Here is an 11133-nt window from a genome sequence, read left to right on the forward strand (position 1 = left end):
ATTCTGCGTCTGCTCGCGGTGCGGTCGTCGTCAAATCGGCAACCTCACGTCGGAGACGAAGGCGTCACGCACCCAGGAGATGAAGTCGTTCCAGACCCCGCTGACCAGCGCCAGTCCGACGGCGATCAGCAGTACGCCGCCGATGATCTGGATGGTCCGGGTGTGGCGGCGCAGCCAACCGAATCCGTTGACCGCCCAGCCCGATCCGAGCGCCAACAGGACGAACGGGATGCCAAGGCCCAGGCAGTAGGCGATCACCAGGGCGACACCACGGGCCACGCTGGCGCCGTCGGTGGCCGAGGCGACGGCGATCACCCCGGTCAGCGTCGGGCCGAGGCAGGGTGTCCAGCCCAGCCCGAACACCGCGCCGAGCAGCGGGGCACCGGCTACGCCGGCGAGCCGGCGCGGGGTGAACCGCGCCTGGCGCTGCAGCGCCGGGATGAAGCCGATGAACGCCAGGCCCATGACGATGGTCAGCACCCCGCCGACCCGTTGCAGCACAAGCTGATTGGTGATCAGCGTGGTGGTCATACCCAGCACCGCCACCGTGCCCAGCACGAACACCGCGGTGAATCCGGCGACGAACAGCAGCGCCGAGCCGGCCACCCGCCAGCGCTGCGCCTTGACCGCCACCTGGCCGGTGCGCGCGTCGAGGTCGTCGACGCCCACGACCGCGGCGAGATAGGACAGGTACCCGGGCACCAGGGGCACCACGCACGGCGAGGCGAACGACACCAGCCCCGCCAGCACACAGACCCCCAGGGCCAGCAGCAACGGGCCCGCGGCGGCGGTCTGCGCGAAACCGGTCATGGCGCAGCCGGTTTCGGTTCGGCGGCCAGCCGCTGCACCACCGGCAGCAGGTCCTGGGCCAGCAGCTCGCGCAGGAACACCGCGGCCACCCGGTGTTCCCGGTCGAGGACGACCGTCGACGGGATGACGGTCGCGGGGTACTTCCCGCCGAACGCGATCATGGTGCGCATCGCCGGGTCGTAGATGGACGGGAAGGTGATTTTCCGGTCGGTGACGAAGTCCTGGGGTGCGGTGATGTCGTTGTCCCGCACGTCGATACCGAGGAAGGCCACGCCAAGCCCACGAGTCTGGTCGTAGACCTGCTGGAGCTGAGTGGCCTCGGCGCGGCATGGCCCGCACCACTGGCCCCACACGTTGATCACCACGACTTTTCCATCGAAGTCTTTCAGCGACACCGTTTTCGACGGGTCCATCAGCTCGGGACCCGATATCCGTCCCGGGGTGCCGCGGCTGGATGGCGGGTCGTAGAAGATGTCGGTCTTACCGCCGGGGGCGACGAACTCGAACGAACCGCCCTGCGCGACGGCGTCGTCGCCGGTGGAGCAGCCGGCCAGCACCATCGCCGCCACCACGAGGACCAACAGTCGCTTCACCGCCCGGCTAGCTCCGTGTATCCCCAGCCGACATAGTCATCCCCGTCGAAATAGAACGACGTCAGCGACGCCAGGTTGCACAGCCGCCGGGTCGGGAAGTGGTGCAACTGAGCGCCGGTCATCGCTCGGCGCAACGTCTCGACGGGCAGCTGATGGCTGACGCAGACCGCCTCGTGGCCGGCTCCCTTGACCCGAGCGCGTTCCACGGCTCCCTTCATCCGCGCCGCGATCTCGCGGTACGGCTCGCCCCAGGACGGCAGGCGGGGGTTGCGCAGGTGCCACCAGTTGCGCGGATCGCGCAGGGCGCCGTCGCCGGGCGAGACCCTCTCCCCCTGAAAGACGTTGTGCGACTCGATGAGTTCAGTGTCGGTGTCGACCGCCAGGCCGTGGTGGGCGGCGATCGGCGCGGCGGTCTCCTGCGCACGCTCCAGCGGCGAGGCCACCACATAGACGATGTCGCGGGTGGCCAGCCAGCTGGCCACCGCTTCGGCCTGGGCGCGGCCCCGATCGGAAAGGTGGTAGTCGGGCAGGCGCCCGTAGAGGATGCCGTCGGGGTTGTGCACCTCGCCGTGGCGCATGACGTGAACCGTTGTGCGTTCAGTCATGACGGCTTCGCTTCCGCTGCCGCGCGGGCGGCGGCCGGGAGGGCGTCGGCGATCCGGTCGAACGCGGTGTCGTCGAGCGCGGCTGAGACGAACCAGGTTTCGAAGGCGCTCGGTGGGGCATAGACGCCGGCGTCGAGCAGGGCGTGGAAGAACGCCGGGAACCGCCAGGTCTCGCTGGCCCGCGCGGCGGCGAAGTCGGCGACCGGCGAGTCGGTGAAGAACACCGACAGGAAATTCCCGGCGCGCGGAACCTGATGAGCCACACCGGCATCGGTCAACGCGTTGGTGAGCAGGCCGGCCAGCCGGTCGGCGTTGGCGTCCAGGGCGGCGTACACCGCGTCGTCCGCGTTGCGCAGGGTGGCCAGGCCGGCGGCCACCGCCACCGGGTTACCCGACAGTGTGCCGGCCTGGTACACCGGGCCCAGCGGAGCCAGGCGCTCCATCACGTCGGTGCGGCCGCCGAAGGCCGCCGCGGGCAGGCCGCCGCTCATCACCTTGCCGAAGGTGAACAGGTCGGCGTCGACGGGATCGATTCCGTACCAACCGCTTCGGCTCATCCGGAAGCCGGTCATCACCTCGTCGACGATCAGCAGCGCACCGTGTTGGGCGGTGATGCGCCGCAGGGCGGCGTTGTAGCCGGGCAGCGGCGGCACCGCGCCCATGTTGCCCGGGCAGGCCTCGGTGATCACCGCGGCGATGGTGTCACCGAACTTGCCGAAGGATTCCTCAACCGCTTCGACATCGTTATACGGCAGCACGATCGTGTCGGCCGCGGTGGCGCCGGTGACGCCCGGCGACGACGGCAGGCCCAGCGTGGCCACCCCGGAGCCCGCGTCGGCCAGCAGCGCGTCGACGTGGCCGTGGTAGCAGCCGGAGAACTTGACCACCTTCGAGCGGCCGGTGAAGCCGCGAGCCAGGCGCACCGCGCTCATGGTGGCCTCGGTGCCGGAGTTCACCAACCGCACCCGCTGCACCGGCTTCATCCGGGCGACGATCTCGGCGGCCAACTCGGTCTCACCGGGAGTGGGCGCGCCGAACGACAGCCCGTCGGCGGCGGCGCGCTGCACCGCCTCCACCACGGCCGGGTGGGCGTGACCCAGGATCATCGGGCCCCACGAGCACACCAGGTCGATGAACCGGTTGCCGTCGGCGTCGGTCAGCCAGTAGCCGTTGGCCGAGGTGATGTAGCGAGGTGTACCGCCGACGGAGTTGAAGGCCCGGACCGGGGAGTTCACTCCACCGGGGATGACCGCGCAGGCGTCGGCGAACAGCCTGGCCGATGCCGCGGTCGAGGCGGCCTGGTCCGTACTGCTCATGGCCACCAGTGTCCCAGGCATACCGGGATGCTCAACTACAGGGTGTAGTTCCCAGGAAGGGTCCGGGACGGTAAGGCTATTCTCCTAAGGGTGTCCTCACTTTCCGACCGCATGAGCCGGCGTCGTCTGGCGTCCGCGTGCGGATCGGACACCGCTGCCGCGGTGACACTCGCCGATCTGCGGCCGGGCGATCGCGCCAGGGTCATCGGCTATCGCGACGAGCTCGCCGGCAGCACCGCACGTCGCTTTTTCGATCTGGGGATCGTGCCCGGCAGGGAGGTCACCATGGTGCGCCGGGCGCCGCTGCGCGACCCGGTGATCTACCGCGTCGGCGACTACGAAATCGCGTTGCGAACCGCCCAGTCCCGCTGCATCCGCGTGGAGCCCGTGAGTTGAGCGGGCATCACCACGGCGGGGGCGCCGCCGCAGTCAATGTTGGACTGCCCCGCTTCGCCGTCGTCGGCAGCCCGAATTCCGGCAAGACCACGCTGTTCAACGCAATGACCGGTCTGCACGCGAAGACCGGAAATTATCCCGGCGTCACCGTGGCCCGCTTCGAAGGCCGGATGCGCCTGAGCGAGCACGAAACCGTCGTCGTCGAGGACCTGCCCGGCACCTACAGCCTCGATCCGATCAGCCCGGACGAACAGATCGTCGTCGACGTCCTGGACACCGACCACCACAACACCCGCGTGGACGTCCCCGACGCCCTGCTGGTCCTGCTGAATGCCACCACCCTGCGCCGGTCGCTGGGACTGCTGGCCCAACTGCTGCAAACCGGCCTGCCGACGTGCGTCGTGCTGACCTTCACCGACGATCTCGCCCGGCGGCACGGCACGCTGGACGTCGCGGCGCTGTCGAAGGCCCTGGGAGTTCCCATCATCCCGGTGGTAGGTGGGCACCGCGACGGCGTGGAACGACTGCGCGCCACGATGGCCGACGTCAAGTCATGGAGCAGCCCGGTGGTGTTGCCACCCACCGATACCGACGAAGTGACCGGATGGGTGGACTCCGTGCTGGCAACGGCCGGCTACCGAGTTCCGGACCTCGACCACCGCACCCGGCGCATCGACGCCGTGTTGCTGCACCCGGTGGCGGGCACCGTCGTCTTCCTGCTCACGATGTTCGTGTTCTTCCAAACGATCTTCACCGTCGCCGCGCCGTTGCAGGACTATGTCGCGCAATTCTTCGGCTGGCTCGGCGATCTCGTCACCACCTACGTCCATGTCTCCTGGCTGTCGGCGTTCCTCTCCGAGGCCGTCATCGGCGGTGTCGGCAGCGTGCTGGTGTTCGTTCCGCAGATCGCGCTGCTGTTCATCCTCATCGCTCTGCTGGAGGGCACCGGTTACCTGGCCCGCGCGGCATTCCTGATGGACCGGGTGATGGCGCGGGCCGGGCTCGAAGGCCGGGCATTCGTGGCGCTGCTCTCCTCGGTCGCGTGCGCGATCCCGGGGATCATGGCGACCCGGTCGTTGCCGTCGGCCAAGGATCGGCTGGCGACGATGATGGGCGCACCGTTGATGACGTGTTCGGCACGGCTGCCGGTCTACATCCTGCTCATCAGCATGCTGCTGAGTGCGGACTCGAGGGTTGGACCGTTCAGTGCGCGTGGCGTGCTGATGTTCGTGCTGTACCTGCTGGGCGCGGTGTCGGCGATGGTTGTCGCCGCGATCTTCAAACGGTTCACTTCACGACGGGCCGCGCTGCTGCCGTTCTACATGGAGATGCCGCCCTACCAGGTGCCCCGACTGCGGACCGTGATCGCCGAGGTATGGACGGCGGCGTCGGCCTTCCTGCGCAAGGTGTCGTCGATCATCCTGGCCACAACCGTGATCTTGTGGATCCTGCTCAACCTGCCGGTTCGCCACGAAGCCGAGATGACGGCCGCGGGAGTCGACACATCCGACCACTCGGCGGTGTCGTCGTATGTGCTCGACCACTCGTACGGGGCATCGGTCGGTCGCGCCATCGAGCCGGTCTTCGCGCCGTTGGGCTTCGACTGGCGGATCAACATCGGTGTGCTCTCCTCGCTGGCCGCCCGGGAAACCTTCGTCGCCACCCTAGGCCAGGTGGCCGCGGCCCAAGACCCCGAAGACCCCACCGAATCACTGCGGTCGATGCGGGTGCAGAGCGGGCCGGACGCGGGCCGACTGCTGTTCGACGCGCCGACCATCGCGGCGTTGTTGGTGTTCTTCATGTTCGCGCTGCAGTGCATGTCGACGGTGGGTGTGCTGCGCCGCGAGACGGGCTCGTGGAAATGGCCGGCTATCGCCTGGGCGTACATGTTCGCGCTGGCCTGGGTGCTGGCGCTGGCGACCCGGACCATCGTGGCGACGGTGTGGTGATTGCGTTGCACGCTGAACGGGTGACCGGCGAACCGCAAGCGGTGCGCTGGGTGACCCACACCGATGGTCTTGCGGCCGGCCGAGTCGTCGACGCCCCGGGCGAGCTTGGCCGAAGGTTCGCCGATGGCGCCTTGACCGACGGGCTGGTTGACCCCACCGCGGTGTGGTTGTGGCTGCGCGACGGGTTGTCCTGGCGCGACATGGGATCGGCGATTCACAAAGCGCTGCGGGCGGCGCTGGCGGAGCCGGCAGGGTGGACGATCGAGCCCGCACCCGGCGAGATTCTGGAGCTGGTGACCGCTGAGCTACTGAACGGAGGCCCGGGCGAATTCGTCCGCTCCCACGGTGGATCCGTGGCCGCCGAGCGGGTCGGCGACGCGGTGACGATTCGGCTGGGTGGCGCCTGTGAGAGCTGCCCGGCCGCCGAACATACGTTGCGTCACCGTCTGGTTGGCGAGCTGCGCCGCCACTGCCCCGACCTGGTCGAGCTGGAATCGCACAACGGACGGATCAATCTGAGGGTTAGGCCGGTGTCAGGCTGAACACCGGGTGGTCGGCCGGATCGGGCAGCTTGGCGAAGTAGCCGTCGACGGTCTTGCCCGCCTTGACCCGGTAGGCCTGCAGCACCGGCGCACGCTCGGCAACCGGCAGCTCAGCCGCGGTGAACCGCGCCGAACCGGACTTGGTGGCCACGCCGACCGCCGGGTTGGCGCGCACATTCTTCACCCACTGCGACTCGCCGCGGGTGGACACCAGGTACCGGGTGCCGTCCACCTCGACGGTGATCACCGGGATCTTCTGCTCGTGACCGGTGGTGCGGGCCGTCACCGTGAGGGTCTCGGTGCCCGACAGCCCGGTGGCCATCGCGATCTTGTTGAACACCTTCACGGTGAACCACGGAGGCTTGAGATAGGCCATGTCTTGAGAGTTTGATTGGGTGATGCAGCTACCGCAATGGTTGGCCAGGTTCAACCGGCATGTCACCAATCCGGTGCAGCGGTTGTGGGCCGGCTTCGTTCCGACCATGGGAATCCTCGAACACGTCGGTCGCCGTTCCGGCGCCGAATACCGCACTCCATTGACGGTGTTCACCACCGACGACGGGGTGGCGATCCTGCTGACGTACGGGCCGAACCGGGACTGGCTGAAGAACATCACCGCCGCGGGCGGCGGGCGACTCAAGCGTTATGGCCGGACCTTCACCGTCAGCAATCCGCGGATGGTGACCAAAGCCGAAGCCGCCCCTCATGTTTCGGGATCTTGGCGACCGATCTTCAAGAGATTGCCGTTCGAGAACGCGGTGCTGCTGACCCGCTCCTGAGCAGCGACCGGGGCTGGCACGACGGCGGGTCCGTGACCGCCAAGGCCCTGCGCCGGTGGCAGTGCCCCACGGACTACACGGGTGCACCTGATTGATCCATACCCAATGGGGTATACATGGACAGGCTCACTCGCCCTCGGCCGGAGACCGCGCGGGTCAAAGCCGGGTCAAAGCTGTTGAGCACTCCGAACTGGAACGGTCATCGCGCTGCGATGGCCTGACCGACGCCCGGCTCGCATTTCTGCGCAGTGAAAGGAGAAGTCCTCGTGCCATCCCCGGCCATTTCGACGACCCCGGCCGACGACGCAAGCCAAGCGGTTGTGCGCCGTGACCGCTGTGCTCAGCGTCTCGCCGTGACCGCCCCGATCCGCCATGACGAGACCCGACCGCTGTGACGATCGCCATCTCCCTGGTGTTTGGTGCGCTCATCGGGGTTCTGCTGGGCCTGTTGGGTGGCGGCGGGTCCATCCTGGCCGTACCGGCGCTGGTGTACGCCGTAGGTCTCGATATGGGTCAGGCGATCCCGGTATCACTCATCGTGATCGGTGCCGCGTCCGCAGTAGGTGCACTGCCGAAAGTTCGTGCCGGCCAGGTCGAGTGGCGCCTGGCCACCGTGTTTGCTGTTGCGGGCATCCCGGCCACCTTCGCCGGGTCCGCGATCGGATCGCATCTGCCGCAGTCGGCACTGCTGCTGGGCTTCGCAACGGTGATGGTGTTCGCGGGGATTCGCATGTTGCGCGAGGGCGGGCCCACCGGGATAGCGTGTGACACCGTCGGCGGCATCGACTGGCGGCGGTGCGCCCCACGCTCCATCCCGGCAGGCCTGGCCGTGGGACTGCTGACCGGCCTGTTCGGCGTGGGAGGCGGATTCCTCATCATCCCGGCGCTGGTGTTGATGCTCGGCGTCGAGATGCCGATCGCCGTGGGCACCTCACTGTTGATCATCGTGGCCAATTCGGCGGCAGGCGTCGTCTCGCACCTGCACCGGCTGCACATCGACTGGGGTGTCGCGGCAGGGTTCGCCGGCACCGCGATCGTCGCGTCGCTCGTCGCAGGGCACCTGGGCACGCGGCTGGACACCAACCGCCTGCGACGGTGGTTCGCCGTTCTGGTCTTCGCGGTCGCCGCATTCATCGTCGTAGACACCCTCTGGCTGCGCTGAATCAGGATGTTCTCAGCCGCACAACATATTTCGATTGGAGGAACCAACATGAATGTGACCGTCATCGAAACCTCGGGGCTGGGGGACCGCAGCTACCTGGTGAGCCAGGACGGCGTGGCAGCCGTCATCGATCCGCAACGCGACATCGACCGCGTGCTCGCCCTCGCCAAGGTTCAGGACGTCACGATCACCCACGTGCTGGAAACCCATCTGCATAACGACTACATCACCGGCGGTCTCGAGTTGGCGCGCACGGTCGGCGCCGAATACGTGGTGGCCGCAGGTGATGCGGTGGCCTACGATCGGCGCCCCGTCAACGACGGCGACGTCATCGATGCCGGGCCGTTCCGCTTTCAGACGCTACACACCCCTGGACACACCCACCATCACCTCAGCTACGTCCTACACGACGCGTCCGGGGCGGCGGTCGGGGTGTTTTCCGGCGGTTCGATGCTGCATGGCACCACCGGCCGCACCGACCTGATCGGCGCCGAGTACACCGAAGAGTTGACCCATGCGCAATTCCACTCCGTGCGACGTCTGGCCGCTGAACTCCCCGACGACGTGCAGGTCTATCCCACCCACGGGTTCGGTAGCTTCTGCTCGGCCAGCCCTGCCAGCGGCGACTCGTCGACGATCGCCGAGCAACGCACCACAAATCCGGCGCTGACCAACGACGAACAGACCTACGTCGACGACCTCATTGCCGGCCTGCACGCCTACCCCGCCTACTACGCACACATGGGCGTCATCAACGCCGACGGCCCCGCCCCCGTCGACCTGTCGCTGCCCGAACCCATCAACGCCGCCGAACTGCGCGGCCGCATCGACGCCGGAGAATGGGTCATCGACCTTCGATCCCGAACCGCCTTCGCTGCAGGGCATCTCGCCGGAACGAAAGGCTTCGAACTGTCCACCCAGTTCGTCACCTATCTGGGGTGGCTGTACTCATGGGGCGCACCACTGACTCTGATCGGTGAGGACGCCGACCAAATCCTCGACGCGCGCCGCGAACTGTGTCGCATCGGTGTCGACAACATCACCGGCTCGGCCGCCGGCGACATCGGCGGCCTCGCCGACGGTGCGAGGTTGGCGAACTATCGGGTTGCTGACTTCACCGATCTCGCCGCCGTACGCGGTGTCGCCGGCCTCACCGTTCTCGACGTGCGAGAGTCCCACGAGTACGCCGATGGTCACGTCCACGACGCCATCAACGTTCCCCTCCACGAGTTGACGGCTCGTCTGGAGGAGATCCCCGTGGGCCAGGTCTGGGTGCACTGCGGATCGGGGTACCGGGCGTCGATCGCCGCATCACTCATCGAGTCTCCCGAACGCGCCGTGGTGCTCGTGGATGACCAGTTCGACAACGCCGTCAAGCGCAACCTCACCACCTGAAGCGCGTACCCGGCCTGTGCAATCCCGGCGCCATCGTGCTCTGCGACGCTGGCGTGGCCGTCACCTAGACGGGGACGGCACGCAGTGCTTCGGGCAGGCTGGGCAGGAAGTGCTTGGTGGCGAAAGCCCGGATATCGTCCTCGGTTTCGATCGGATCCGGGCTGGGCAGCAGGGTCACCATGATCGCGTACCGCCAGATGTTGTCGGCCAGTTCGTGGACGGCCTGGGGCCCGATCCGCTCGGCGAAGCCGGGCGGGAAGATCACGTACAGCGCCGCCTCGATGCGCCGCACCGCGGCCGCGTAGTGGCGGCGGGCCAGCTCCAGGGTCAGTGCGGGCTCGTCGTGAACCATCCGGTTGAGCACGCGGTGCTTTCTGCCGCGCAGGATGGCCTGCGTGAATGCTTCGACGTAGTAGTTCGATTGTGGGCGTTTGGCTTTGAGTTCTTCGGCGATATCGGCGAACAACCGCGCGTTTTCCCGGTCCACCACCGCCGACACCAGGTCATCCTTGTTGGCGAAGCGCCGGTAGATCGTCGTCCGGCTCACCCCGGCCCGGCGAGCGACGTCATCGAGGGCGACCCGGCGGATTCCATGCTGATCGAACTCGACGAGCGCGGCGTCGAGAATCGCTTCGGTCGCCTGGTCAGGCATGCCCCGCCCGCGCGAAACCCGCTCTGGCATAGCCGTTGTAGCGGACCTTCATCGGCAGAAGATCCCACACCCAATTGACCGGACGCGAGCGCCAGAACGCCGCGAAGCGCTGGTAGTTGCGTTCCTTGCGCTCGCTCCAGGGCAGGCCGAGCAGCTCGCGGGTGTGTGGCGGCATCCCGCCGGTGGTCAGGAACGCGGCCAGGGGATTGAACACCGGTGAGACCAGCCGCCACACCCACGGCTTGACCGCCTTGGGGCGCGGGAATCCCTTGGTGACATAGCCGACGCCGTATTTGGCCGTCGAATGAGGCACCAGCACCTCGGTGATCATCCGGTCCCAGTAGCGCTCGAACTCGGCGTAGTCGGCGGGCATCGGGCGGTCACTGACGCCGTAGCGGCGGTACCACGTCTTGGACTCCAGATACATCTGTTCCTTCTCGGCGCGCGAGAGCCGTTTGACGAAGGTGTCGGCGAAATAGAGGGCCTGATCGAAGAAGGTGGCATGCGCCCAGAAATACGTGTCGGGATCCAGCGCGTGGTAGCGGCCGCCATCGGGCATGTCGCCCTTGATGGTGTGGTGGAAGTCGCGGACCCGGCTTCCGGCGTTGTCGTCGTCGCTGCCGTAGACGGTCATGAAGATGGGCGGCAGCGACCGCTTGACGCGGGCCGCGGTGTCGGCGAAGAACACCGAGTGGTCGAGCACGCCTTGGCCGAGTTCGGCCAGCATGTTCTGCAGGACTGCCGGCCGCGGCCCGATCAGGAACATCCGGTTGTCGCCGAAATAGCGCCACACCAGGGACTGCGGTCCCAACGGCAGGGCATCGGTGGCGGGGTGGGATTCGGCGAGATCCGTCATGTGAAACAGTGTTACAGATTCTGAACTTTGTACCAACCTTTTCGTGACGAGCATCACCGAGATCGACGAAATGGTGCG

The 11133-nt window shown here is 67.5% G+C and carries 13 protein-coding genes; 6 read left to right on the forward strand and 7 right to left on the reverse strand.

Annotation, left to right across the window (positions count from 1 at the left end):
* Positions 1-30: 30 nt before the first annotated feature.
* The 4 genes from ORI27_RS23335 to hemL are packed head-to-tail and all read right to left on the reverse strand — an operon-like array spanning position 31 to position 3324.
* Positions 31-810: a cytochrome c biogenesis CcdA family protein gene (locus ORI27_RS23335; RefSeq protein WP_265999446.1), complete on the reverse strand. Its 780-nt coding sequence runs from the start codon at positions 808-810 to the stop codon at positions 31-33.
* Entirely contained in the window at positions 807-1403 is a 597-nt protein-coding gene (locus ORI27_RS23340; RefSeq protein WP_265999447.1) for a TlpA disulfide reductase family protein, read from the reverse strand. Before ORI27_RS23340 ends, ORI27_RS23335 begins: the two co-directional genes overlap by 4 nt.
* On the reverse strand, positions 1400-2008 hold the full coding sequence (locus ORI27_RS23345; protein ID WP_265999448.1) for a histidine phosphatase family protein: 609 nt from the start codon (positions 2006-2008) through the stop codon (positions 1400-1402). Before ORI27_RS23345 ends, ORI27_RS23340 begins: the two co-directional genes overlap by 4 nt.
* On the reverse strand, positions 2005-3324 hold the full coding sequence (hemL, locus tag ORI27_RS23350; RefSeq protein ID WP_265999449.1) for a glutamate-1-semialdehyde 2,1-aminomutase: 1320 nt from the start codon (positions 3322-3324) through the stop codon (positions 2005-2007). Before hemL ends, ORI27_RS23345 begins: the two co-directional genes overlap by 4 nt.
* A 111-nt stretch (positions 3325-3435) precedes the next feature.
* On the opposite strand from hemL, the gene ORI27_RS23355 reads away from it, so the two are divergent.
* Genes ORI27_RS23355 through ORI27_RS23365 form a run of 3 tightly spaced genes read left to right on the forward strand, consistent with a single transcriptional unit; the run spans position 3436 to position 6211 of the window.
* The gene (locus tag ORI27_RS23355; protein WP_265999450.1) at positions 3436-3720 is read left to right on the forward strand and encodes a FeoA family protein; all 285 of its coding nucleotides are present in this window, start codon (positions 3436-3438) and stop codon (positions 3718-3720) included.
* Entirely contained in the window at positions 3717-5669 is a 1953-nt protein-coding gene (feoB, locus tag ORI27_RS23360) for a ferrous iron transporter B (RefSeq protein ID WP_265999451.1), read from the forward strand. The genes ORI27_RS23355 and feoB overlap by 4 nt, the downstream gene beginning before the upstream one ends.
* A 20-nt stretch (positions 5670-5689) precedes the next feature.
* Positions 5690-6211, forward strand: coding sequence for a NifU family protein (locus tag ORI27_RS23365; protein ID WP_265999452.1), 522 nt, complete (start codon positions 5690-5692; stop codon positions 6209-6211).
* Here the strand turns inward: ORI27_RS23365 and ORI27_RS23370 are convergent.
* Positions 6192-6587, reverse strand: coding sequence for a nitroreductase/quinone reductase family protein (locus tag ORI27_RS23370; RefSeq protein WP_265999453.1), 396 nt, complete (start codon positions 6585-6587; stop codon positions 6192-6194). The two genes, ORI27_RS23365 and ORI27_RS23370, sit on opposite strands and share 20 nt — an antisense overlap.
* A gap of 22 nt (positions 6588-6609) precedes the next feature.
* On the opposite strand from ORI27_RS23370, the gene ORI27_RS23375 reads away from it, so the two are divergent.
* The 3 genes from ORI27_RS23375 (at position 6610) to ORI27_RS23385 (ending at position 9547) form a co-directional block, all read left to right on the forward strand.
* Complete coding sequence (locus ORI27_RS23375) at positions 6610-6990, forward strand: nitroreductase family deazaflavin-dependent oxidoreductase (protein ID WP_265999512.1); 381 nt, start codon at positions 6610-6612, stop codon at positions 6988-6990.
* A 391-nt stretch (positions 6991-7381) separates the two neighbouring features.
* Complete coding sequence (locus tag ORI27_RS23380; protein ID WP_265999454.1) at positions 7382-8152, forward strand: sulfite exporter TauE/SafE family protein; 771 nt, start codon at positions 7382-7384, stop codon at positions 8150-8152.
* Positions 8153-8200: 48 nt separating this feature from the next.
* Entirely contained in the window at positions 8201-9547 is a 1347-nt protein-coding gene (locus tag ORI27_RS23385) for an MBL fold metallo-hydrolase (protein WP_265999455.1), read from the forward strand.
* 64 nt (positions 9548-9611) lie between these two features.
* Here the strand turns inward: ORI27_RS23385 and ORI27_RS23390 are convergent, their stop codons facing one another.
* Together ORI27_RS23390 and ORI27_RS23395 are read right to left on the reverse strand one after the other, a co-directional pair.
* Positions 9612-10199, reverse strand: coding sequence for a TetR/AcrR family transcriptional regulator (locus ORI27_RS23390; RefSeq protein ID WP_265999456.1), 588 nt, complete (start codon positions 10197-10199; stop codon positions 9612-9614).
* On the reverse strand, positions 10192-11055 hold the full coding sequence (locus ORI27_RS23395) for an oxygenase MpaB family protein (protein WP_265999457.1): 864 nt from the start codon (positions 11053-11055) through the stop codon (positions 10192-10194). Before ORI27_RS23395 ends, ORI27_RS23390 begins: the two co-directional genes overlap by 8 nt.
* Between the last annotated feature and the right edge of the window lie 78 nt (positions 11056-11133).

Source organism: Mycobacterium pinniadriaticum (genome assembly GCF_026242045.1).
Lineage (GTDB): Bacteria > Actinomycetota > Actinomycetes > Mycobacteriales > Mycobacteriaceae > Mycobacterium > Mycobacterium pinniadriaticum.